Annotated in this window: 19 protein-coding genes and 1 other RNA gene; 5 read left to right on the plus strand and 15 right to left on the minus strand. The window is 39.0% G+C overall.

From position 1 onward, the window contains the following. Positions 1–2: 2 nt before the first annotated feature. The 9 genes from EJ103_RS11565 to EJ103_RS11610 form a co-directional block, all read right to left on the minus strand. Positions 3–1037, minus strand: coding sequence for a macro domain-containing protein (locus EJ103_RS11565; RefSeq protein ID WP_126007746.1), 1035 nt, complete (start codon positions 1035–1037; stop codon positions 3–5). 19 nt (positions 1038–1056) lie between these two features. Continuing rightward, positions 1057–1734: a DUF4433 domain-containing protein gene (locus tag EJ103_RS11570; RefSeq protein WP_126007748.1), complete on the minus strand. Its 678-nt coding sequence runs from the start codon at positions 1732–1734 to the stop codon at positions 1057–1059. A gap of 19 nt (positions 1735–1753) precedes the next feature. Then, positions 1754–3577 carry a hypothetical protein gene (locus EJ103_RS11575; protein WP_126007750.1) on the minus strand — a complete coding sequence of 608 codons (1824 nt, stop codon included), beginning with the start codon at positions 3575–3577 and terminating at the stop codon, positions 1754–1756. A 74-nt stretch (positions 3578–3651) separates the two neighbouring features. Continuing rightward, on the minus strand, positions 3652–5379 hold the full coding sequence (locus tag EJ103_RS11580) for a restriction endonuclease subunit S (RefSeq protein WP_126007752.1): 1728 nt from the start codon (positions 5377–5379) through the stop codon (positions 3652–3654). Further along, complete coding sequence (locus EJ103_RS11585; protein ID WP_126007754.1) at positions 5379–6851, minus strand: N-6 DNA methylase; 1473 nt, start codon at positions 6849–6851, stop codon at positions 5379–5381. The genes EJ103_RS11580 and EJ103_RS11585 overlap by 1 nt, the downstream gene beginning before the upstream one ends. 117 nt (positions 6852–6968) lie before the next feature. Next, positions 6969–9425, minus strand: a complete 2457-nt coding sequence (locus EJ103_RS11590) for a DEAD/DEAH box helicase family protein (RefSeq protein ID WP_126007756.1) — start codon at positions 9423–9425, stop codon at positions 6969–6971. Positions 9426–9613: 188 nt separating this feature from the next. Further along, positions 9614–10357 (minus strand): hypothetical protein, encoded by a 744-nt coding sequence (locus tag EJ103_RS20155; protein WP_164521624.1) that lies wholly within the window; start codon positions 10355–10357, stop codon positions 9614–9616. Positions 10358–10388: 31 nt separating this feature from the next. Beyond that, a complete protein-coding gene (locus EJ103_RS11600) occupies positions 10389–10748 on the minus strand; it encodes a hypothetical protein (RefSeq protein WP_033016525.1) in 360 nt (119 codons plus the stop codon). A 536-nt stretch (positions 10749–11284) separates the two neighbouring features. After that, the gene (locus EJ103_RS11610; protein WP_126007759.1) at positions 11285–11494 is read right to left on the minus strand and encodes a hypothetical protein; all 210 of its coding nucleotides are present in this window, start codon (positions 11492–11494) and stop codon (positions 11285–11287) included. A 953-nt stretch (positions 11495–12447) separates the two neighbouring features. On the opposite strand from EJ103_RS11610, the gene EJ103_RS11615 reads away from it, so the two are divergent. Then, on the plus strand, positions 12448–13281 hold the full coding sequence (locus tag EJ103_RS11615; RefSeq protein WP_126007761.1) for an AAA family ATPase: 834 nt from the start codon (positions 12448–12450) through the stop codon (positions 13279–13281). Between the two features lie 61 nt (positions 13282–13342). Continuing rightward, positions 13343–14197, plus strand: coding sequence for a hypothetical protein (locus EJ103_RS11620; RefSeq protein WP_126007763.1), 855 nt, complete (start codon positions 13343–13345; stop codon positions 14195–14197). Positions 14198–14256: 59 nt separating this feature from the next. Here EJ103_RS11620 and EJ103_RS11625 read toward each other — a convergent pair whose 3' ends face one another. Then, entirely contained in the window at positions 14257–14490 is a 234-nt protein-coding gene (locus tag EJ103_RS11625) for a hypothetical protein (RefSeq protein ID WP_126007765.1), read from the minus strand. Positions 14491–15228: 738 nt separating this feature from the next. Continuing rightward, complete coding sequence (locus EJ103_RS11630) at positions 15229–15621, minus strand: hypothetical protein (RefSeq protein WP_126007767.1); 393 nt, start codon at positions 15619–15621, stop codon at positions 15229–15231. 831 nt (positions 15622–16452) lie between these two features. On the opposite strand from EJ103_RS11630, the gene EJ103_RS11640 reads away from it, so the two are divergent. Continuing rightward, positions 16453–17604: a site-specific integrase gene (locus EJ103_RS11640; protein ID WP_126007771.1), complete on the plus strand. Its 1152-nt coding sequence runs from the start codon at positions 16453–16455 to the stop codon at positions 17602–17604. A 218-nt stretch (positions 17605–17822) separates the two neighbouring features. Here the strand turns inward: EJ103_RS11640 and EJ103_RS11645 are convergent, their stop codons facing one another. After that, complete coding sequence (locus tag EJ103_RS11645) at positions 17823–18614, minus strand: HNH endonuclease (RefSeq protein WP_126007773.1); 792 nt, start codon at positions 18612–18614, stop codon at positions 17823–17825. A gap of 799 nt (positions 18615–19413) precedes the next feature. Then, positions 19414–19770, minus strand: a transfer-messenger RNA (tmRNA) gene (gene ssrA / locus EJ103_RS11650). A 266-nt stretch (positions 19771–20036) separates the two neighbouring features. Here ssrA and EJ103_RS11655 point away from each other — a divergent pair. Continuing rightward, positions 20037–21662 (plus strand): FapA family protein, encoded by a 1626-nt coding sequence (locus tag EJ103_RS11655; protein WP_126007775.1) that lies wholly within the window; start codon positions 20037–20039, stop codon positions 21660–21662. Here the strand turns inward: EJ103_RS11655 and rnt are convergent. Next, a complete protein-coding gene (gene rnt / locus EJ103_RS11660) occupies positions 21646–22338 on the minus strand; it encodes a ribonuclease T (protein WP_029774102.1) in 693 nt (230 codons plus the stop codon). The two genes, EJ103_RS11655 and rnt, sit on opposite strands and share 17 nt — an antisense overlap. A gap of 363 nt (positions 22339–22701) precedes the next feature. On the opposite strand from rnt, the gene EJ103_RS11665 reads away from it, so the two are divergent. Next, the gene (locus EJ103_RS11665) at positions 22702–23580 is read left to right on the plus strand and encodes an OmpA family protein (RefSeq protein WP_024032261.1); all 879 of its coding nucleotides are present in this window, start codon (positions 22702–22704) and stop codon (positions 23578–23580) included. A gap of 13 nt (positions 23581–23593) precedes the next feature. Here EJ103_RS11665 and EJ103_RS11670 read toward each other — a convergent pair whose 3' ends face one another. Next, positions 23594–24481 (minus strand): DMT family transporter, encoded by an 888-nt coding sequence (locus tag EJ103_RS11670; RefSeq protein ID WP_126007777.1) that lies wholly within the window; start codon positions 24479–24481, stop codon positions 23594–23596. Between the last annotated feature and the right edge of the window lie 26 nt (positions 24482–24507).

Genomic DNA, 24507 nt, shown 5'->3' on the forward strand with positions numbered 1-24507 from the left:
TGTTATAACCAACCATGATTCTTAAGTTGCTTCCAAGCAGCTGTAACATGATCTTGGCTCATTATACTTTTTTTACGGTCATTCCAGTTTTTAATTGCTTGAAAAGCTTGCTCTGGAGTATTTGCTTGCTCTTGTTTCACCACCCAGTGAACCGTTGCCAATAACTCCACACCATAAGGTGATTCATAACCTTCTATCAAATCTGAGACACGGTTAATTCGAGAATTAATTTCAGGATTAGAACTGGCTAGAAACAACTTAGCATCTTCAAGTGTACTTTCAACTGGACGAATCTCTGACTCAACAACCCCATCACCAACACCTTGAATATAATGACCATCCATTGTATTTAAAGCATGTCTTAAAGCATCGGCGTAGGGACCAAACTTATCTTTTACAAAATTAAGTCGCAAATCTTCGCCGGCAGCTTGCAAAAAGTAGGCAAGCTTTTGTACTTCAATTTTTGATAGACCATAACTAACCGATTGATACGATTCCAACAAGGCTAAGATAGCAGCCCTACCTGGGGTCATTCTAGGCTTCGGAGTACTCGTTTTCATGTCTTGTGCTTTTATAGAGCTTGTTGGCTCATATAAATAAACATCAAGTTCAGGAATGTCAGCCAAATACCTTAACATTAAAGGTTTTACTATTGCCCAATCGAGCCCGCCATTACCACAACCTAAGGGTGGTATAGCAATAGATTGAATATTTAGCTCTTTAATGCGAACAACTAAATCTTGTAAACCAGCCTCAATATCTTTAAAGCGAGAGTCACTTCGCCAATGACCTTTTGTAGGGAAGTTAATAATAAAACGCGGAGTAGCAAGTGCGCCTAGTTCAAAAACGAACATTTTCCCTAGAGTAACTCCTCCTTCTTTACAGGCCGCCGCATAGGTTTTGTAGTTGGTTGGCCATTTCTTTTTAAACTGTAACGCAATACCTTTCCCCATAACACCAACACAGTTAACCGTATTTACAATGGCATCAACATTTTGCTGTTCTAAAAGATTACCCTCTACTGATTTAATACCCATACAGCTCCCAAAATCACCCTTAAAAATACCAAGCTGGCATAACAACTACCGGCAAGTTTAACTCAAACCGCCTTAAAATAGCATTAACTTGTTGTGCTTTACCTTCGTTTGCCACACCTATTCGGTTAACCCAAGCTAAAGGAACTTGGTTTTTTATTAAAAACTCCGCCATACGCTTTTCCCTTCTATCTAAATATCTTGGGTCATTGTGCCTATCCATAAAGAATTTGCAAAAACCATCAAGCGTAGGAGCTTCAGTTAATATTTCCCAATCAATTACATCCTGTAATAACTTTAAGTCTGTATAGGCATGACTGTAGCCTTTGGTAGCGTTTCTGTCGTAAAAAACGTATTCACTCATACCCGCTTTTAATGCGCCTTCAATTGTTAGCTCAAAATGAATAATATCTTCTTGAAAATAATCGCAGTCTGCCACTTTCCGATGATGGATTGCTGAGAGCATAGGAGAACGCGGGGCAAAGTAAAAAGGCACAAATTCATGTATGCCTCCCCCTGGTGGGTTAATTACCTGCTTATAGGCTCGAGCACCTTGGGCTCCCTCATGCGCAATATTATTGTATGCGATGCCCTGCTTACATGACTTTTCTTTACTTCTAAGCTCTCTGTGTTCACAGATCATTGGCAAGTTATCAATTGCGGTAATATGAAATATCCGAACGGGTCTAGGCATCGTCATTATTTTTAACCCTAATTACTCAGCTAGCTAAATTTGAACCTATTAAATGTTCAATCTCTTCTAAATACTTTTCCCACTTGGTTACTAAGGCACGCGTGACTTCAAACTCATAGCGAGAATAATCATTCCCTTTAAACCAATCATGAGTTTTTTGAGATACTCTGTCTTTATAGCCAGCTCCCTGCCCCCACTCTCTGTATAAAACATTCCAAAGCACCTTATCTGTTTTCATCGTGCTTTCGTAAGCAGAACGACCTTTTGACAAAGCTAGCTGTGCTATTTCATCTATACGTATATCTGTTGTATTTCTAAGTTGCTTAAGTAAAGAGTGTGCTGGTTGTAATTCATTTTGAGCTAGCATATTCTCGATCAAAGTGTTTAAGTCGCTTTTAACTGGGTAAATTTTATTTACACACTGAGCACGCGCTCCCGATGCTATTTCTTGATAATAATCTAGATTATGCCAATCACCACTTCTATTCACACTAGCCCTAACACTGGCGGCATAGGTCCCTTTTGCGCTAATTGTTTTTACCAAAGGTAAGAAAAACTCGTTTAGCGTAGGTGTAGAGCCTCGAGACTTTTTTAACCAAGGCTCCAAAGTCATTTTTACTTGTCGTTTAGCAAGCTCTGCTGACTCTGATTTCAACTCAAGCTCAATCTCATTAACTGAATTATTAATTTCGGCTAAACGTGCTTGATGGCCCTCACGTAACGCTGATACTTTATCAATTAGCAGCTTAAGTAAGTCAGTCGGCTCATCCTGTTTCGCATCAAAAAATTCAATATCTAATTTATTTACAGCAAACTTTTGTGAAAGCTCACTACTAATTTGATCTGCTTTAATATCACGACCATCTTCTTTATCACCTACCGCTTCTTCATAATCCATAACATCTTCAGCTTCACCTGCGCGGTCTAAAACAAGTAATGCTGATTCTGAATTTATCCGTGATTTTAAACCCGCTTGAATCGCGCTATCAATCATTCGTGAACAGGTTTGATCTGGCGCATCATTAAAGCGAGTACAGAAAACACTTAGCGTTCGATCATCTGTTAAACATTGATCTAAATCAACTCTGTTAACTGTTTGGTCAACTCCCTTTGTATCAACAAACGTAAGTGTAAAATCGCCGCTATTAATATTGAGCTCAGGTACGTAAAGGGTGATTTTTTTAGCCAAACTAACATTAGGTTGAGTCGCACTATTTATTTGCTTAAATGTATTGTTTAACCATTCTAAGTTAGGCTCTGAGCCATCATTTTCAAAACGCGTTTGAGTACGTTTTTCTAGCTTAATAATTTTATTAAACTCATTAATTAACTCATCGCGGCTAAAGTCTTTTGCAAACACTTTCGCAAAGTCAGTGGCAATCCGTTTACCATCAACTTTTTTACGCTCTATTTTCAGATCAAGCATATTACGAATAGCACGCTCAACCTCAGCGCTTAATTTAAAACCTTCCTGATCAGCATCACTGTTATCTGATTTTAAATATAAAGCAAAATCCAGTAAAAAACTTTGTACTTCATCGTTTGTATAAGGCTCAACATCAATCATAGCTTGTTGGCTATGCTTTAAGTGAACTTCACACAATGTAGTTCTACCTGAGCCAGTACTTAATACAGGCGTGTCATTACTCACTAATCCAAGTAAATGACAAATTGATGTTGTTTTACCAGCACCAACATTACCAATAAACGCTATTTTATGATTTTTATTGTCTAAGTAGCTTTCACTACGCTCATACAATTCGGCGTGGTTTTCGAGCTGTTTTCGAGTCGCACTTTGCATGTGCTCAGTCATTAATGTTTCTATTTTTTTAATTACGTTTGTATTCATTACTTTTTAACTTCCATTATTTAATGCGTAATAATGTAAGTGAGTCTATACAAACTCACTTTTAAATATTGTACTTACAACGCCTGTTCGACTATGGCGTCGGTTAGGTGAAGTTTAGTCGTTTGTGCGTCGGTTAAACGGGCTTTGAGTTGATCGCAAAATGCCATTAGTTCATTGACTTTAGCTACGATGCCGTGTTGCTCTTCTGATGGAGGTACAGCTACTAAAAGTATATTGGCTTCATTCCGGTTAAGCCCTGGCTTGATGCCTTTGCCTAAAGAGTCCAATCCAAGTGTGTGTAACTGATAAAAACAAAAATCAATATCAATTCCTATAGGGGGAGAAATACTATAAGCCACATCAGTTACCCAACACCCTTTCTCACTACATAAATTTAAGGCTCCGGCAGAGCCTTTCCGCCCAACGACAATACATTGACCTTGAATAGATGCTTCATTATGAGTACCTACAACTCCATTGGACCCATATACAGAAAATTCTCCTGTATTTGAACGCTTCGGCTGTGGCAAATTATTTCCATATTCCAATAAGTACATATCACCAAACCTAACCCACTCCCAGCCATTCGGTAACTCAAACGGTTTTTCTTCGTCGGTGATTTCTGGCAGTGGTTTTTGCTTTTTGATTTTTTTGTCTTTAATCAGTTGGGCTTTTTCTGCTGCTATGCGCTCTAGGAGTTTGGCGGCGGGTTCGTCGTTTGGATTTTGTGGGACGAGTTTACCTATTACTGCCAGTTGTAGAATGGTTTGCTTTAGCGTGTCGATGCTGGCGGTGGTGGTGAATAGCGTGTCGAAGTGCTCGCTTAAACGTTGCCAGTTTTGTTGGAACTGTTCAGCGGTTTGTTCCGGTGTTGTTCCTTGCTCTGGTGCTTTTAGCAAGGCCTCTAACAGCACTTCAACTAAAGTTTGATGTGCGGTAATACTGTTTTCAGTTTGCGCCTCAAGCTCATCACACAAGCTCATTAGCTCATCGACTTTAGCAACGATGCGTTGTTGCTCATCCAATGGTGGGATTACTAGTAGCATTAGCGATAGTTTCCCTAAGTATATCCCCTTTTGAGCAGTGCCCTTTGCGTGTTTATCAAAGTACCTCATACAAATAGGAGATATAAATTGATTACATATAAACTCTGGGATTAAATCTGTACTAATAACAGCAACACTTCTTTGCAATACAAACTTAGGTGCCATCGGAGGTACAACTGCCGAGCGTCCTATTGAACCGACGATAGTGAGTAGAACATCATTTTCTTGAACTAGGGTTCTAGAGTGTTCTTTATCATAATTTTCTTGATCTACGTACCTCGAAGGGTTTACAAAATCGATTTTGCCATAATTTACGTTTTGCCCACTTAACATAGGGTATCCTTCCCCGTTATTTCTAGAAGGATTATGAGAGCCATCCGTCAGCTTTTTTGCTATCTCACCTAACCTTGCCCACTCCCATCCTTCAGGCAACTCAAAAGGTTTTTCATCCTCATTAATTTCCGGCAGTGCTTTAGGCTTTTTGATTTTTTTATCTTTCACCAATTGCGCTTTTTCTGCGGCTATACGCGCTAGCAATACTGAAGCTGGTTCGTCGTTTGGATCTTGCGGCACTAACTTGCCACGTACTGCGAGCTCTAAAATAAGCTCACGGAGCTTTTTAATACCGTGAAGCGAAAACTTTTTAGATGAGCCTCGCCCTGATGACGATTTTTGCTCAATAGCCGTTGTCCAAATATCAAGGTGTTCGGTGATTAACTGCTGGGCGTTTTTGTTTGGTGTTTTTGACTCAGCCATTACTTGCCCTCGCTATCTTTTGTAAGGGCTGCTGATAATATACCTTTAAGCTGATCACGCAGTGCTTGTATGTCGGCTTGCTGCTTTGAGTAGTCGGCTAATAGCGCTTGCGGGTCATGGCTTATTACCTCGCCTACATGGGGGTTTTTAATGTCTAGGTTGTAGTTACGAGCAATAATATCGTCGATTGATACTTTCCATGCTTGTTCGGTTTCAGTTCGGCTGGTAAAGCCGTCAGCTTCGTTACCCCACCATTCGAGCTCCGTTTTAAACTCTTCAAAATTCATTGGCTTGGTTTTGTTGTAATTTTTAACCCCTGCTGGATATGGGTGCTCGTAAAACCACACGTCTTTTGTTGGTGTGCCTTTGGTAAAAAACAGTATATTTGTTTTAATACTGGTGTACGGGTTAAACACGCCATTGGGTAAGCGTATTATGGTATGTAAGTTACATTCCTCTACCAATAGCTTTTTAATTTTGGTTTTTACGCCTTCACCAAACAAGGTGCCGTCTGGCAATACTACTGCGGCGCGCCCTTTGGTATTGAGCACTTCTATAATGAGCTGTAAGAACAAGTCGGCTGTTTCGCGAGTTTGCATGTCGCTTGGGAAGTTTTTTTCTATGCCGTCTTCTTCGGTGCCGCCAAATGGTGGGTTGGTGATGATTACATCTACTTGGTCATCCCAGCTTGAAAGCGGTTTATTTAGCGTATTACCGTGTTTAACTTGTACTGGTACTTCAATACCGTGAAGCATCATGTTGGTAGTACACAGTAAGTGCGGGAGTTGTTTTTTCTCTACGCCGTGTATTTGCTTTTGCAATACTTGGTGGTCGTCGCCCGATTTAACATAGTTTGCTTTTACATGGTCAAACGCACACGCTAAAAAGCCACCGGTACCACAAGCCGGGTCCATGATTGACTCGCCTAGTTTTGGGTCGGTTACTGCTACTATAAATTTAGTGATAGCGCGCGGGGTATAAAATTCGCCCGCGTTGCCTGCGCTTTGTAAGTCTTTTAGTATTTGCTCGTAAAGGTCGCCAAATAAGTGGCGCTCTTTTGAGTCGGTAAAGTCTATTTCGTTTAGCTTATTGATTACCTGGCGTAGTAGCGTGCCGTTTTTCATGTAGTTAAAGGCATCGCTAAAGGCTTGGGTGACTACATAGCCGCGGGGGTTTTTATCTATGGGTGCGGTTAGGTTTTTAAGCTCTGGGAATAGCTTATCGTTTACAAACTCTAACAGCTCATCGCCGGTTATGCCTTCGTTATCGGCCGCCCAATTGCGCCATAAAAATTGTTCAGGGACTGGCTCGCGGTAATCGTCTAATTCAAGCTCTAGCTCTTCTTCTTGTGCGTCAAAAACTTTTAAAAATAGTAACCACGACATTTGGCCAAGGCGTTGGGCGTCGCCATCGACACCGGCGTCTTTACGCATAATATCTTGAATGGATTTAATAGCTGAACTGATAGACATAGTATTCTCTTGTTTGATTATTTTTATAAACAGCGGTAAAAAGCGAATATGAAAGCTGTTTATTATGATTTGTTAATACATTGCTGTAGCTCATACAAAGCGACAGCAATGATAAATTTAAGCTGTTTTAGACGTTGGTATTTGGTAAATTTCGGCCTCGAGCTCTTTGAGTGCTTGCTCGTATTGTGGTTTGCCGCCAAAGCCTTTTTTAATAATTTCACCTAGGCTGCCAATTTCGTTAAATGGCGCCACTTTAAGTGCTTGCATAGATTCTATTTCTTGCACGCCTACGTCGGCGTATTTTAACAGAAGGTTCTCGAGTACGGTGTGCGCGGTTCCCGAATATTTAGTGAAATAGTTACGCTTTTGTACGTTATCTGCGCGCTCTTTACGGGTAAGGGGTGGTTGGTCGTAAACTACATGGCAGATCATATCAAAGGGGTCCATGTCTTTGCCAACTTCTTCCTCAAGCGCTGACCAAATAATGCCTTCTTCGGCAAGCTCATCGATGACTGCTTGTTTACGCTCTGATTCATTCCAGCGTTTTACAAAGTCATCCAGTGAACTGTAATGCTTGCTCATGGTTTTACGGGTGTAATCTATAAATGATTCGGTAACGAGTTTACCGTCGGTATCGTAATACTGTACTCGCTCTGCCACTTTATTAACGGTAACACCTGATACGCGGTACTTAACCATTTTGTTTGTTTCATCGTCCCATTCGCCATCAAGCGAGCCATCGCCTTTAGGGTCATTTATGGTGTCGTTATTGACATTGCTTTCATCGCCGGTTGATTGATCATCGAATACGCTATCAGGCTGCTCTGCGCCGGTTGCATCATCTTGTGATTCAATATCAACATCTTCGTTTTCAATGTCGGTTGGCGTTACCTTTATTACTTTTTCTGGCGTGCCATCAAAACGTTCATCGGCAAATAACTCAGTGGCTTTTTTAAAGTCGACTATGGTGAACCAAAGCTTACCGTAGCGGTCGTCAATACGGGTACCACGACCAATGATTTGCTTAAACTTGGTCATTGATTGTATGTTCTGATCAAGTACCACTAGCTTACAGGTTTTAGCGTCTACCCCTGTGGTCATAAGCTCTGAGGTAGTGGCAATTACAGGATATGGGCGCTTAGGGTTTATAAAGTTGTCGAGCTGGCCTTTACCTAGTTCGTCATCGCCGGTGATCTTCATTACGTACTTATCGTTTTTAGCCATTTGCTCTGGGTTTAAGTTGGCAATGGCACGGCGCATACGTTCGGCGTGGTCTATGTCGTTACAAAACACAATGGTTTTAGCCATAGGGTCTGTACGCTTAAGGTAGTTGGTGATGGTTTCGGCCACCAGCTGTGTGCGCTCGTCAATTACCATAGTGCGGTCAAAGTCTTTTTGGTTGTATATGCGGTCTTGTATTACTTCGCCATTGTTATCAACCTGGCCTTTTGTTGGCCGCCAGCCTTGTAGGTCTACATCAAGATCAACACGCACCACTTTATAGGGTGCTAAAAAGCCATCTTCTATGCCCTCTTTAAGGGAATAGGTATAAGCAGGGTCACCAAAATAATCAGTGTTTGATACTTCTTCGGTTTCTTTAGGTGTTGCGGTTAAACCGACCTGTGCTGCGCCTTCAAAGTAAGTAAGTATTTCGCGCCATGCGCTATCTTCACTTGCGCTACCACGGTGGCACTCGTCAATAATAATAAGGTCGAAAAAATCAGGGTCTACTTGCTTAAACGCTTTTTGAGATTCTTCTGGCCCTGTTAGCGCTTGGTATAGTGCTAGGTGTATTTCATAGGCGGGGTCGATTTTTCTGCCGGTAATTTTGGTCATTGAAGTACCAAATGGCTGAAAGTCGTTAATACGAGTTTGATCGACCAATATGTTGCGGTCGGCTAAAAACAATATGCGTTTTTTAGCGCGTGATTTCCATAAGCGCCAAATGATTTGAAACGCGGTATAAGTTTTACCGGTTCCTGTTGCCATGACGAGGAGTACACGGTCTTTACCTGACGATATAGCCTCTACTGTTTTATTAATCGCTTGGAGCTGATAGTAACGCGGGTGTTTGCCACTGCCATCATCGTAATAGGCTTGGTTTATTATAGGGAGTTGCGATTCTGTATAGCCTTTGTAGACACAATATTTAGCCCACAGCTCTTGTGGTGATGGAAAGTCTTCTAAGCGTATTTCGGTTTCGAGGTTATACGCATCTGGCGTGCCTAGCTTAGTTTTATCGTGGAAAATAAAGCCATCACCATTAGAGGCGAATATAAACGGCACATCAAGCAGCCTGGCGTAATCTAACCCTTGTTGTAGCCCTTTACCTACTTCGTGCTTATTCGCTTTAGCCTCAATGACAGCAAGCGGCATGCTGGGTTTATGGTAAAGCACTATGTCAGCCGATTTAACCGTTTTACGTACACCAAGTTGCCCACGGACGATTACTTTACCGTCACGTAGTTTAACCTCTTGGCGTATCTGGGTTATGTCGTCCCATCCTGCGGTTTTAACTGCGGGCAGAATAAACTTACTGATTATATCGGTTTCGCTGAGCTTTCTTTTATCCATAACTTAAACCATCCCTAAATACTACGCTATGAGTGCGCACAACTCGTTGACTCAACGTGTTTCGTGCTGTTTAGTGATGCTATATAAAATAGGGTTAATAAGCAAAGATTAGCGTTAGAACCAGAGTATTATTAAAAATTAATAGTCTATATTTTAAAGCTCGAGCATTGAAGTAAGAACTTGATAAATTATAGAAATTGGGTAAATCCTAATACATTTATAATAAAGCCATTACCAATCATGTAACCTATAAAGCCACCTATAAACTGAGGTCCAACAGTCCAAAAAACTCTTTTCTGTAACGCATCCATCACACCTGAAGTAAAGTACAAATTTGGCTTTACAAATTTTAAGAAAAGCCCTCCTATGTATGAGCCAATAGAAACAGTTATTGGCATAACAATAATGAATGACAGCCAAGCCCAAAAACCAAGAGAAATATTAGAAGAAAAAACACCTACGATTGCTAGAAAAAGAAATAACGTAAAACAAATACCAAGATGCCTTAAATAGCCTCCATTTGACAAAATTTGAATTATCAAATTTAGATTAAAATTATTCTTATCTGCTTTAACTAGCTCACTTCCGCAATATTTGCAGATTTTGTCATTCATTATCGGTTCAACTGCAAAGTCTTTATCAATAGGCAAAACATCTGAAACTTTTTCAGTCTTTTCAGGTAACTTATTTGGGGGCTGCTTATTCTCTTCTTTTGAATAGTTAGTTATTACACCTACCGACTTAAGCTTCTTTTGTATTAATTTAGCTTTCTCTAAATTAAGCCCTTTTTTGATAATATATGTCTTTCCATTGAAAAGTAATTCTGCTTTAGATTCAGGTAATTTAAGAAATTTTGCTAGTGAAAGTCCTACTTTATCCCGCTCAACCCCTTCTGTAAGCTGACCCTTAAAAGTAACTTTATAACTATCCATAAAAATAAGAGCTTGATTATAAATAACTTAATTAATATTCAAACGGTATATTAATCTCTTCGCCTTCATGTAAGTCAACGCATTCGGACGAATTATAGACTTCAACTAGAGTAGCATATTGAGCTAATGCATTTTTTCTATAAAGCTGCATTTCTTCATTACGAATCTCAGCACCCATGTAACTTGCATCTCTGCTTGATATATATAACTTTTCTTCTTTAAAAAACAACCCCATCTTATCATTTATTCTATCGATCGCTTGATGCTGATCTAGTTCATTGGCTGCAATCCCACATCTTAAGAACGTCATTGCTTCGTCATCAAACTCACTGCACCCAGATAAACACAATACACTTACAACAATCTTCAATTTCATCTTTCTGTAATCCATTACTCATTCCACTCATAAACTAAAAGCTGTCAAACTGAAAATACTACCAGAGTTATAAAAACCTACATACTTCTTTCATGAATATTATTGTCATAAACCTAATACCAGACAGCAGACTTTTTAGTCCGGATGACGTCTTTTTATTTGAATGATAAAGAAGTTGTGTTTTTAAGATCCCTTTTACCACCCATAGTTTGTGAATCTGAGCAATTTAAAAGTACTTAAATACTTATAAAACTAAAAAAGCGCCCTAGAATTAGGCGCTTTGCGTTTAGGACAAATAAACAAGGGTTATACAAATTTAAATAGCAAATATTTGAGCATGATTCTCATACTACGCCCATTACTTTGGCAATATTTCTCATAGTTAATTATGCCAATAGCCATTTTAGTACAGAATAAGGTCAGCGTAATAAACCAGGCAAAATTTTGAGTTGATTGGTACAGGAAAGAAAGTACCGCTGAGCCACCAAATACAATGGTCGAATATACGATTTCTATTCGATAACCACGGATAGCTTTTAAAAATTTGGACATCAAAAACTATCATCAAACGTGTCAAATGCATCAAAACAGTCATCATTGTTTAAATCTACTACCGAATCTTCAATCTCATAAGTAGTCATTACTCTATTAGGTTGGCCCACCACATTGCCACCAACATCAACGATATTAGCACTCGCATTTGTGATAGGTAGCCCTGTTGTTGGATTAATAGCAATATCAGTAACGTCATTATTTTTCATTTTTTAAACCTTATCAATCATTAATTTATACTTTCAAATTTAATGATTTCGTGATAAAAAACAAACTTGTTTGACTGCGCAGCTCAGCAACAAACAGTTTGAATAAGGCATTCACTTTTCTTCTATTTTCACTTAATTTTTTAAGTAAAAACCCTTTCCTCTTTATCTAAAAAGTTCATTAATAAGTTTAATTTGAAGGCGTTTTATGTCTGCAAGACGCTCTTAAAACGCATTTTTCGGCACGAAAAACTGCAAAAATAGCGCCTCAGAATGAGGCCAATAGCTCGCGTAATACATTGGAGGCGAAGCCGGAAATGTATGGAGTCGCGCGAATGTACAGCTGGTCTGTACTAACCGCGATAGTGTTTCGCATCAGCGAAATTCGATATCAATTTGGCAGAAATTGATATCGAACCATCTATTTTCGTAGAAAATAAAAGCGAAGAAAAATGCGGATAATGGGGCACCCATCGCATTGTCTGTAGCGGCAGGATGGCGGTTAGTACAGAGCGTAGCTCGGTGCATTCGCGCTGGGTCTACAACGCTAGTGCGATAGCGCGTCGAGTCAGCTCGTTGCGGAGCAACATCAGAGCTGGCGTGCGTTTTAGGCCCTATGGTTGAGTAGCGAAGCGACGAAGCCATCCGCTGAAAGCGGCTTCTCTCAATGGTTTCATCCCTCGTTTCATTAAAAGAGCAAACGCACAACGTCTTGCAATGAATACCGTAATATTTTTGCCTAATTGAAATAAAGAATAACTTATAAAGTAAGGCCTCCTCTTTAAGAGGAGGCCTTACTTTATAAGTTTAATTCATACAAATTTTCTACGTTTAAAAACACGCTTAATAAAAATAAAAAATAAATTGGATAATTTTACTTAAAACACAATTAGTTCGTTTTTCGACATCCTATTTAGAAATTCCGAAATATTACAATCCGATAGGAGTTTATAAATATGAATGACCAAAAACATAGCAAACAATTTACACAAAGCAGTGAATCAACAAGCACACCTAAGCCATTACACCAATTAAGAAGATCCGATAGCGTGCTTAGTATTGTTCAGGCCGATATTCCTCAACCATGCATCATTGTGCCTTCGATATTAACTGCCGGAGAGGCTACGCTACTTGCTGCCGGAGCCGGCTCTGGAAAAACCTATATTTCTCAGTATATCGCAGCGTGTGTTGCTGCTGGCACTACTAGTTTTGGTAATGAACCGTGCGAAGCTAAAAAAGTTTTGTATATTGATGCTGAACTAGGTTTACACCAGATAAAGCAGCGGTTTGCTTGTATTTTTAGCGCGATAGGCGCTGGGCCTGGTGACCAATTTTTTAGAGTAATTCATAGAAAAAGTATTCCAGGAGGAATGCCCGACCTTGCAACACCTGACGGTTATGATGCACTAGCCAGTGATATTGAATGGGCCGATGTAGTGATTTTCGATAACCTATCCGCACTGTATACATCCGCAGAGGAGCTCAATCAAAACGACTGGAACTACTACAACAAATGCATTGACGCATTGCGAAACGAAGGAAAGGCAATTTTGATACTGCACCACACAGATAAAACAGGCAAAAACTACCGTGGCCATACTGAAATTGCACGTGCTGTTGATAACGTGCTCATCGCAGCAAAAGATTTAAAAGCCAGCACCAATGCAGTAACTGTGGTTGATATAGCACAGTCTAAATCACGTAACGGCGCCAGTAGTGAAAAGCTTATGAGTATCGCGTTTGGTGATGTATATAACGAAGGACGGTTTTTAATGGTTCGCGCTAAATAAGCGAGCAATTTTGCATGCTCGGGAGTTATATAAATTATGACTCCTGATTTAGTGAACACGAATGCAAAAAGATAACGACTATACTCTCCAATACGCCCGCCATTTTGACATTGATATGCGATATAACGTAGGTGCTAACAACTACCAAAAGGGTATGAACCGTACTGCTCTAACAGTCCTTATTGCGGTCAGGTTTTCTATTGTCGCGCCAGTGATTATTCGCTGGCTCTATAATATTAGTCAACCTCAAGCGCTTGCCCATTTAAATAGGTTAGTAGACGAAAAGCTGTTAACAATGGTCTCTACACATAGAAGTCCTGATGGGCGGGTTTATATTCCAACTTACTCAGGAGCTAAATATGCACAGGAGCAAACCAGTATCGATTCTTACTTTCGCTCAAAATCAAACCCCGCACTGCAGGTTAACCACAACCACATAATGCACGACTTAATGAATGCATTTATTGCTCTGCGTGGATTACATAACCATACCTCAGATGGCGTTTACAGGCCGCTATGGACAGGGTTTTTATCTGAGCCAGAATTTAAACGACTATATAACCAAAGCAGTGCGCGAATTGTAGACGGTATCGCCGTATTACCAGATAGAACCGTCGTTGCTATAGAAATTGAAAACTCATTTAAAAATAAATCGACGCGTCAGACTATCTTGCTCAAGTACCTAGCTTCACTAAAAACGGGCCATTACCAACAAGTATTTATATTTTCACAATCTACGCAAATATTTGATGATATAAAAAGATTACACACCCAGTTAATGACAGAGCTTCCAAAGCGAATAAATAAGAAGACCCAACAACCATTTATGACTCACGAAGATGCTGCGTTACTAGAATCTGCGATTGTGTATCGCACAAAATTTTGTGATGAAATTACAGCGCTGTTTTATTCATAAGTCTAAATATGAACGTGAAATAATATGATTACCTAATAAAAAAAGCATCGTCTGATGCTTTAGTGTTTTTTATTGCGGTTACAATACAGCGCAATTGTTTTAAATGTTAAATGCCCTATATAGCAAGCTGCTACAGGGAGCGTATAAGATTGAATAGTAAGTAATATTAAATAGGTTTTATTTATTAGCCCATTATAGTAAAGCCAACCGAAGGCAATAAATATAAAGCCAAACATCCTAAATATTTCTGCTATAGCGTTAGCGATAAACTCAATCCATTTATTCTTAGTCATAGCTATTGTCCTTTTTGTCCTTGTTACTTTATATAAGTACATATCAGAGGATTTATTAGCCTTTTCAACTTACTTTAAAAACCAATCACAAAAATAAAAGAGAGCAAACTAAGTTCGCTCTCTTTATTATTTTGTCAGGTTACATTATGCAATTAAGGCAACGCATTCGTGCCCTACCGCCAGGTCAATCGCTATATTGCCCTCCCCCTGCACAACCATCTACTGAGTAGATAGCATGACGAGACTCATTTGATGTGCAGTGAATCACCTATTAGCTCTTCAGATTATGTAGCTTGTATAGCGACAAGCTGAGTGCAATTTTTTGGGGTAATGGATATGCAGGTATGTTTATGGCTTTACATCAATAATTACATTCGCTGCAGGGGAATTACAAAGAGTACCCCAGTAGTTCACTTAGAGTTTGTATATTTTCAATATATTTCAAGCCACTACTTTTCTATTGCGCTAAAGCAACTTCCTAAAAGATTAATTTAATCTTCGCTAATATTTTCTTTATTGAATCAGAAAAAATATCCGTACTTGCAAAGTACACGTCAAACATTATTATTAATAATAACTTATAGTCGGAGAGTAATGATGACTGAATTTTTAATAATGATTTTTCCAGCGATAGTCCTCACTATTGGCTTTGCATATATCGTGATGAAACACGACAAAGAAAAGTAAAGTTTAGCTCATTTATAAGCCTAAAAAAGCGAGCCCAGGGCTCGCCAGAGTTTATGATCTTTCAATTAACCGTAACCAACTGTCTTCTGCAGCTGCAAAATATAGACTGGGTTTAATCATAAATAACTGCTCAAATTCTGCAGTAAATAAGCTACAGAAGTTTGTTATGTCTTCAATATGCATAAGTAAAAAAGCATACATTTCAATACCCTCCAAATACCGCTCTGAGAACTCAGGGTTAGCAGCTAATAACTGTTGAGAAATACTAATACCCAGCACACTCCCCACGCTACCTCGGTGTAAATAAATGTAGTTTGTGAAGCCCAGCTCTAGTGTTTGCTTATCAATAACATCAGCTAATAGCAAAATAGTTGAACTGTCATCCCAAGGCGATTTACTAGCGCGTACATATTGGCGTATAAACGGTGATTTTTGGTCTTTCATGATTTTTCCTAGTTAATTTGTCCTAAAACTAACTAGGTACATGGTGAGAGATTTTGAAGAAACCTGAATTTAGATACCTTAAAAAATTAATTTTTCATACAATCCCCCAAAACTTTCTAACAAAGCCAAGAAAATATCGAGTGAAAAACACACAAGAAGAGGGTTCCATGAAAAAACATAACCAATTGAAAATATTAAATAAAATAAATTAATTGAAAATAATTGAAAAAATAATTAAAAAAAAGGTCGATTTTAGCGATTACTATTATATGGCAGTTAAAAAAACTTAACTCAGAGCCATATTTTTATAAACGGAGAAAATTACTAATGAAAAAATAGCGTAGTTATTTTTATTAAAACAATCTTAAGAAGTAACTCAGGAAGAAGTGAATAAAAGTAATGATTACTTAGGAATAGAGCACTTGCATTTCACGCTTATTAATAGCTTTCCGCGTGAAGCTCTAAGTTTATATACGTACTTATTTGGTTCAATAAATTAATTAATTTTTAAGGTAGATATAAATGATAGTTGAGCAGTTAGAAGTCCTTCCAATCAAAAAATATTGTGAGTTAACTGGCGAAACGAGAAAAGCTGTGGATTCCAGAATACAGCGAGGGATATGGCAAGAAGGTATACATTTTTACTGTGTAAAAAACACACGAGAGCGATGGTTGAACATCAAAAATATCATCAGTTGGGTAAAAACAAACTAAGTATTTCTATTATATAGAAAAGGGTTTTGGGCTGAGCTTTGCAGCAAAGAACCCTTAAAATACAGTATTTTATGGATAAAATATATAAGATTAAAACATTAAAACGATAAATTTAAAATGCTATTAAAAACTCAAAAAATTAAGCCCCCTGCGGGCGTGGTAATTCGTTATAACTCAAAAGGTGAAGCTACATCATTCCAACTAAACTTTACCTACAAAGGTATTTTATGCAGAGAAAAAGTACCATTCGTCACTAATAAACAAGGCCTAAAATCTGCAGGTTTTTTTTTGGGCCAAATTAAAAATGAAATAGCGCATAACACTTTTGATTATGCCAAACATTTTCCAAAATCTAACAAAGTAAAGTTGTTTACAACTACCCCAAACGACGCAAAAGTTGTTGAGTACATGGACTTATATATTGAAAGGGGAATAGTCAGGGGATTAGAAAAATCAACAATTACTGGGTATAAGAAAGCTAAAAACGGATTAAAAACATTATGGGATCGTAAAGTTTCCGAATTAGAGAGCATTGATATTGTTAATCTAATCGAAGCATCAACTTTATCGAGAAAAACATTATCAAACCGGATTTCATTTTTACGTTGTTGCCTAGATCGAGCCGTGATCGATAAATTAATAAAATCAAACCCTGTTCAAAATATTCGCATAGGGGAATATTTACCTAAAATAAACAGCATAGATTTAAGAGGTGCACATAAAAATGTAATTCCATTCACACCTCAAGAAAAGGCTAGGATAATAAACGGTTCATCTGGGACAATAAGAGCAATTGTAAGCCTTGTATTCAACACAGGCATTCGCTCTAGTGAGTGGGTTGCATTAAAAAAAGCTGACGTATGTTTAAAAACAAGACAGGTGTCAATTTACGAAGCTATTGTTGACGGTATAGTTAAGGCAACCAAAACAAAAGCCGGCCGAAGAAAAATTCCTATTTCAGAAGATGTTTGTGATCTATTAGCGATAGAAATGAAAAAACATAACTCTGAATACCTATTTTTAAATTCTCGGAAAAAGGTTTGGAACCAAGATTCGTTCAGAAAAAATAGATGGATAAAATTACTAGACTCTTGTGGTGTACAGTACCGTTACCCCTACCAGATGAGACATACGTTTGCATCTCAGTTGATTTCTGAAGGTGCAAACCACTGGAAGGTATCGAAACTTATGGGGCACTCTTCACCCAATACACTCTATCAGCATTATGGTAATTTCATCGATGAATATGAAAGAGAGCATAATGCATAGTTAAATATTATTGAAGGGGGGGTGTATGGGCTTGATACGCATTCTACTCAGCTACCCCTCCCCTGCTATTAATTAGTGCTATTTAGCCCAAGTCAAACTTCTGGAAAGTGCCACAAGCAGACGGTCGTAACGCCCTGTTAACAGGCTAAATATAGTTGGCTAAAATATGCGACGAAGGAGCATGAGCCAACTGTATTTAGTCCTTGTTTAACAGCTTGTTAGACATAATTAGCTGCATAGATTGACTTTAGTTTCTTTACTGACATAGCAGGCTTCTCTGTATGAATCATTGCATGACAATTAGGACATAGAGGAACTAAATCAGTCTCAGGGTTTATAATATACTCCCCATTACTATGTGCTAAATCAACCCGATGATGCACATGGATATAGTTACGCCCAATATCTCCATATACATCTTCAAAATTAATCCCACATACCTGGCAACTACAGCCGAAGTGATTGATACATTTATCTCGGGCTGATCTGTCGCGCTCAATTGCTGTAGATGTAACGGAATACCTTCTCCCTTCAAAGTAGACAATATCAGAAGATTTTTTTGTGCCTTGGCACTTAACCAATGTCCATCTGATACTTTCTCCTTCAGCAACATTTCCTTCAGATGCTTGCCATAACTTATCAGGATCAATGTTTGTCAGCGCTGCTTGCCTTTGATGTGAATAACCGAGAATAGAATTCTTCGAATCAAAAATATACGGCCCAGTTATAGTAAAAACACATTCCCGTTTTTTATTTGCGGTAACTATGACTTGGTCGCCAATCTCTACTTCTGAAAAAAGATTCCAAAGACTTGGCCCTGCCATATTTGCATTTTCAACATCAGGCTGAACACTTTTCAACTTAGCTGCAATCTCACTACTATTTCTAGGTGCTAAATTTTTTATGTCGCCTATATTTGACCAACCGATCGCAATTCGACCAGTATCAATCATTTTTGATAGAGCTTTTTGAGATTCTTCATGGTGCGCTACTAATCTCCAGACTTGCATCAATTTTCCTTATGCCTAAGAACTTTATCAAAGGACACTTTCCCTATTTTAGCGCGAAAACGTCCTTATTTTATGAACTCATTAATAGCAAATAGTGTAAGTTATTGCCAGCTATAAATATTATGCTTAGATCGGTTATTACATCATGTAAAAAGGGGAACTTTTTCTATTAATACTACTTTGCGAATGGCTATTAACTCTGAATGACTGGTTATCGCTCCAAGCAGAAGTTCGCTTTAGTGGCATCAAGAGCTACTAAGCTGCAGCTAAAATCTCACTCAAAGCATGGTAAAGGTTTTTTAAACTGCTCTCTTCTTAACAATTGTGAGCTGAGATGACTTTCCTGTACAAATCTTAATAATGTTTAATTATAAGAAGCTTTATAAGCGATAAATTTTGGGTTTTGAAATTAACTACTTTATTAATTAGAGTTTTAAATTCTTAGCCTAATTACTTTAAGTATTTTCAAAAAATCACCCTTATCAAAATTAATGACGAGGTGGCAATCAATAAACCTCCATCTATTAGCTCGTACGAAATTCTATCTAAAGTGGTGCTACCTACTCCTAGTAAAAGGCTGTTATATAAAATTATTTAATGGTTTATCACACAAAAACTGTGTGTATATTTTGTGTATTTTTGTGAAAAAGCACTGAAAACATAAAATATACAATTAAGCCAAACAGCCCGTATTTACTGGTGTGTAGAGCTTGTGTATTTTGTAGAGTGTTATAGAGGGTTGTAGATGTGAAAAAACCGCTGAAAGCTACGTATTTACTAGCTTTCAGCGGTTTTAAAGTGGTGGAGCTGGGGGGATTTGAACCCCCGTCCGAAAAGCCTCGACCGTCGGTACTACATGTTTAGTATTGTCATTTAATTAACCTTTAAATCCCGGACAAACACGGTAGATAAAGGCGAGGCCGCTTAGTTTTAACGCTTCAACCCCGGCCAGGGTTTCCGTCGCGATCAGGTGTTAGGGTGACACTCCAAAATCCAGTCCACAAGAATACATGGAAGGAGCGCTAGCCAGCCTAAGCTGCTAGAGAGTAGTTATCGTCGTTTGCGATTACTTTAAATTGCGGCTTTTTTACGAGGCAAACCGCACCTCGACATGCACCTCAGGCTTCTTGAATTCCGTCGAATCCTAATCAGCCCCTGAAATATGAATTTCTTTCAGTGAGGGCAGTATAACTGAGTAAACGACTGATACTCAAGGGGTGTGACACTTTTATTTTAGCTAACTGAATCAACTGAACAGTAAACAAGCACAAGTTTGTAAAAAAGCAAACAAATACTGAACATTTACTTAACATACCGGTCAAGTTGTGCTCAAATAAGGAGTTAAATTTTACACTAGCTATAAGGCTTTAGTAGTAAAAGTAATAATCATAATAACAGGCATATTACGTAGGGAATTTATAAATGTCGGTTTTTTTATTTAATGAACAAACGGGTGAGCTGGCGTTATCTGCACATCCTATTGATAATGGATTTCCGGTGACGAGTGCTCAACTTATTGAGCTACTTGAACAGTCGGATTATTGCGAGTTTGAAGTACTCTCTGGCAATATTGGTAAGTTATTTTCACCGAGTAAAAATTATCAGCAAGAATCATTAGTAATTGCCAAAGCCACGGACGCGAGCATTGTTATTAACGTTGATGAAAAAAACATGGTTGCAGAGGCTACGCTTACCACGGCCAAAGGCGGCGCATTACTCTCTATGGAGGCAGCTCAAGCAGCTTTAGTTAAAGCCGGTGTAAAAAAAGGCATTAGCCCTCGCGCACTTGATACGTTTTTAGGTCAGCAGTTTTCTCACCCTTCAGGTACATCATACAGCGCTATTGTGGCTCATGGCCGAAACCCTAAAGAAGGCAGTGATGCGAGGTTTGTTCGTCTTTGCTCTACTGCGCAAGACCGCGTACTTAGCCCCCAAGCAAAAGAAGGTGGCAAGGTCGATATGAAAGACCTTGGCGCGATTATTACGGTAAAACCCGGCACCCCTTTAATGCAGCGAGTAGCTGCTACACCAGGTGAAGATGGCTATACGGTTTTTGGCGATATGATCAAGGCAACGCCTGGTAAAGAGCATCAATTACAGCCGTTTGAAGGCACAAAAATAGATCCTAATAACCCAAACATGCTCATTGCCGATTGTAAAGGTGTGCCTGTGGCCTTACCTAGAGGCATGCGGGTTGACGATGTTTTGTGTTTTCATAACGTAGATGTAAGTACAGGCCACGTTGATTTTGATGGCAGTGTAATTATATCTGGTGACGTAAAAGACGGTATGCGGGTTAAAGCCAATGGCGATATTACTGTATTAGGGTTTGTTGAATCAGGCACAATTGAAAGCCAAAGCGCGGTAACTATTATGCTCGGCGCTATTGGCCGTAAGCGTGAAAATGAAGAAGCATTTACGTGTGAAATTTCAGCCCAGCGTACTATTTCTATTGGCTATGCCCAGTACTGTAATATTAAAAGTGCGCAAGATTTATTTATAGAACGCCAAGCATTGCATTGTAATTTAAGTGCAAGGCGCTTAATACGTGTAGGTAAAGCAGGTAACCCTCGCGGCAAAATAATTGGGGGGAATATTCTTGATGCTATGCGTATAGAAACAGGTGAACTAGGTGCGCCGGCAGGGACTAAGACCCGTGTGTTTTTAGCTCAAAACTGGCATGAACTGCGCTCAAAGCAGTCTCAAATAATTGATTTTGAAAAAGTGTTGGCAAATAAAACATCTGCACTTAAACAAGCTAAAGAAAAAGCGATAAAAATTCCAGTTGCTGCTCAACGCCAAAAGCTACTAGATAAAATTGCCGCTAATGAGCAGCATATAAAAACCCGCGCTATGCACGTACAACGTCAAAAAAGATTGGTGAAGCAAAAAATTTCTCAGCTATTGGCAACTAGCCGACTTAAAATTAATGAAATAATGCACCCAGGTGTGGAGCTTAAAATAGCAAAAGACACAAAACAGTTTTCGCGTATTTACCCACCCCACTTAGTAAAACTTTCTGAGGGAAAAATCACTCAGTCGTTTTAGTATCCTCTTCAGTGTTTTCAGTTTCTTGGGCGTCACTTTCAGGTAGTGGCGCTAACGGCCAGCCCCCTAGTTCTTGCCAACGATTTACTATTAAACAATATAGCTCTGCTGTGCGTTCTGTATCGTAAAGTGCCGAGTGTGCTTGGCTGTTATCAAACTCAATCCCCGCGGCTCTACATGCTTTAGCTAGTACCGTTTGGCCTAAAGCTAACCCTGCAAGCGAGGTTGTGTCGAAACTCACAAATGGATGAAATGGCGTACGCTTAATATTGTTACGCTCAATGGCTGCGTTTAAAAAGCCATGATCAAAGGCGGCATTGTGTGCCACTACAACTGAGCGTTGACACCCAGCAGCTTTTTGCGCTTTACGTACTGCTTTACAAATTTCTTTAATTGCTTCGTCTTCTGGTACAGCGCCGCGCAACGGACTAAACGGGTCTATGCCGTTAAATTCAATTGCGGCTTGTTCAATATTAGCGCCTTCAAAAGGCTCTACATGAAAATGAACGGTATGATCTATGCTGAGTAACCCTTCGTCATCCATTTTTAAAATTGATACGGCAATTTCAAGTAAGGCGTCGGTTTCTTTATTAAAGCCGGCGGTTTCTACATCAATAACAACAGGAAAAAAGCCGCGAAAGCGTTGTGCGAAAAGTGTTTGCTCAGTATTTGCCATAGTCTTCTTGGTTTATGAGGATAAGCTCACTATTATGTCAAAATTGGGGGCTACTCGGCTAGGGCTTTATAAATTATTTAATTAATATATTGTAGGCATGCTATTTGCTTTTAAATAACTGCTAATTGTATTGGCTGTTATTAATCCCCATCGCATTAAATTACGGATACCAGTATGGCGCCTAGAAAATAGCGCAATAACAAGGCGAAAATTATTTATAGCTTTGTTTTACATCAGTAAGTTTAACGCAGTGAGTGGGCTATTTAATACGATACAAAGATTATGTTTTTAATTAAGTTGGTATAGAGCCCTACTTTAGCCGTACGCCAAAATATTGGCTTAGTAGATTAACCGGAGCGTTTTATGAAGTGTAAGTTGTTTTTTATTAGCGTAAGCCTTGGCACCGCCTTGATGAGTTATTCATCGCAAGCGGCTATGCGCCAATACAGCGCAAATCAAGATAACTCCAATTGGGAAGTTATAAAAACAACGCGCTTACAGTGTCAATTAAACCACGAAGTGCCCTACTACGGTGAGGCCATATTTAAGGCATCGGCCAGTAAAAACAAAAACCTAACTTTTAATCTAGATATGGTTGTGCGCCCCGACAATTACGATATAGCCGGTTTAAAGGCGGTGCCACCAGCATGGCGTTCAGGCCTGCCCGCGCGTGATATAACCACGATGAAGTTACTTAAAAAGTTTGATGGTGAGCTTGGTAATAAAACCGCGTGGGAAATGCTAACTGAACTTGAAAAAGGGTTTCATCCTACCTTTTACTACCAGGACTGGCAAAATAGTGCCGACAAAATTGCCGTTGGTATTTCAAGCGTTAATTTTAAGCAAGCCTACTGGGCGTTTTTACAGTGCCGTGATGAACTTTTACCATACAGCTTTGAAGATATTTCATTTACTGTAATGAACTACCAATCAAATAGCAGTAAGCTCACTAAAGAGTCGCAAAAGCGCTTAGATAAAATTGCTGAGTATTTAAAAAATGATACCAGTATTGAGTCTATAAGTATTGATTCGTATACCGATAGCTACGGTGGCCGTTGGAATAACTTAGATTTATCGCGTAAGCGTGCTAAAGCTATAAAAGATTATATGGTCAGCTTAGGGGTTGATGAGGGCAAAGTACAAACCACAGGCCTAGGTGAAAAACGTTTTGTTGATACTAACGAAAATATTTTAGGGCGAAATAAAAACCGTCGTTTAATTATTCAAATAGCAAAAATGTAACCGCCCTAAACTGCTAGCTAAAGCTTCGCCGCTTTATGAGCTTATCGCCAAACTGAAAAAACGTTAGGCTCAAAAATATAATTATGGCTCCTATAATGAGCTCCTGACTTAAAGGCTCGTTATTAAGTAATGCGCCTAGCGCTAATGCAAAACTTGGTGTAATTAAACTACTTAAGGCTACAGTACTGGCGTTTAACTTTTGTAATACATGAAAATACGCTAAAGCCCCTACAATCGAGCCAAAAATACCTAAATACGCAATACTCCATAACGAGCGAGCACTCCAATAATCCATACTTATTTGCCCATCTACCAGCCACCACAACAGTCCAAATAAAGGAGTAACAAAAACCAGCGCTCCAAAAGTGGTTGCCATAGGATGAATAGCAATTTTTACACGTTTGATCATCACCCCACTGAGACTAAATAAAGTAACGGCCAAAAACACATACATCAGCCCTATGCCCTGAGTTTGTGAGGTTTGTAGCTGGTTATAACTTACAAAATAAAGGCCTATTAATGCACAGCTCAGCGCTATTAATTTAGTAGGGCTAAATTTAGGCTCATTAAGTAACCTTTGTGCTAAAAAACCAGAGAGAATAGGCGCAAGGCCAAACACTAACGAAATAATACCTGAAGGTACTGTGGTAGCAGCCATGTAACTTAATGACATACCGCCAAAAATACCCAAACTGGAGTATGCATATAACGTACACGCGTTTTTGCTCCAAGGTACACGAATATTGGCTATAGCAACAATTAACCCAGCAACAAATAAGCCTATAATCATGCGCATTAAAACGGCGAGCGTTGGTGCTACAGTTTCACTGCTCCATACAATACCTAAAGGCGTAGTACACCAAATAATGACAAGTAGTAAATAAGATAATTTAACTGGCACACGCCATTCCTTTGCACTGAGGAGGT

Origin of the sequence: Pseudoalteromonas sp. Xi13 (assembly GCF_003952205.1) — a bacterium.
Classification (GTDB): Bacteria; Pseudomonadota; Gammaproteobacteria; order Enterobacterales; family Alteromonadaceae; genus Pseudoalteromonas; species Pseudoalteromonas atlantica.

Bases quoted from the DNA above. Each gene is read 5' to 3' on its own strand.
- EJ103_RS11565 (WP_126007746.1), bottom strand. From the start codon at position 1,037: ATGGGTATTAAATCAGTAGAGGGTAATCTTTTAGAACAGCAAAATGTT.
- EJ103_RS11645 (WP_126007773.1), bottom strand. From the start codon at position 18,614: ATGCAAGTCTGGAGATTAGTAGCGCACCATGAAGAATCTCAAAAAGCT.
- EJ103_RS11665 (WP_024032261.1), top strand. From the start codon at position 22,702: ATGAAGTGTAAGTTGTTTTTTATTAGCGTAAGCCTTGGCACCGCCTTG.
- EJ103_RS11585 (WP_126007754.1), bottom strand. From the start codon at position 6,851: ATGTCTATCAGTTCAGCTATTAAATCCATTCAAGATATTATGCGTAAA.
- EJ103_RS11570 (WP_126007748.1), bottom strand. From the start codon at position 1,734: ATGACGATGCCTAGACCCGTTCGGATATTTCATATTACCGCAATTGAT.
- rnt (WP_029774102.1), bottom strand. From the start codon at position 22,338: ATGGCAAATACTGAGCAAACACTTTTCGCACAACGCTTTCGCGGCTTT.
- EJ103_RS11600 (WP_033016525.1), bottom strand. From the start codon at position 10,748: ATGGATTACAGAAAGATGAAATTGAAGATTGTTGTAAGTGTATTGTGT.
- EJ103_RS11620 (WP_126007763.1), top strand. From the start codon at position 13,343: ATGCAAAAAGATAACGACTATACTCTCCAATACGCCCGCCATTTTGAC.
- EJ103_RS11655 (WP_126007775.1), top strand. From the start codon at position 20,037: ATGTCGGTTTTTTTATTTAATGAACAAACGGGTGAGCTGGCGTTATCT.
- EJ103_RS11640 (WP_126007771.1), top strand. From the start codon at position 16,453: ATGCTATTAAAAACTCAAAAAATTAAGCCCCCTGCGGGCGTGGTAATT.
- EJ103_RS11590 (WP_126007756.1), bottom strand. From the start codon at position 9,425: ATGGATAAAAGAAAGCTCAGCGAAACCGATATAATCAGTAAGTTTATT.
- EJ103_RS20155 (WP_164521624.1), bottom strand. From the start codon at position 10,357: ATGGATAGTTATAAAGTTACTTTTAAGGGTCAGCTTACAGAAGGGGTT.
- EJ103_RS11630 (WP_126007767.1), bottom strand. From the start codon at position 15,621: ATGAAAGACCAAAAATCACCGTTTATACGCCAATATGTACGCGCTAGT.
- EJ103_RS11610 (WP_126007759.1), bottom strand. From the start codon at position 11,494: ATGAAAAATAATGACGTTACTGATATTGCTATTAATCCAACAACAGGG.
- EJ103_RS11580 (WP_126007752.1), bottom strand. From the start codon at position 5,379: ATGGCTGAGTCAAAAACACCAAACAAAAACGCCCAGCAGTTAATCACC.
- EJ103_RS11575 (WP_126007750.1), bottom strand. From the start codon at position 3,577: ATGAATACAAACGTAATTAAAAAAATAGAAACATTAATGACTGAGCAC.
- EJ103_RS11615 (WP_126007761.1), top strand. From the start codon at position 12,448: ATGAATGACCAAAAACATAGCAAACAATTTACACAAAGCAGTGAATCA.
- EJ103_RS11625 (WP_126007765.1), bottom strand. From the start codon at position 14,490: ATGACTAAGAATAAATGGATTGAGTTTATCGCTAACGCTATAGCAGAA.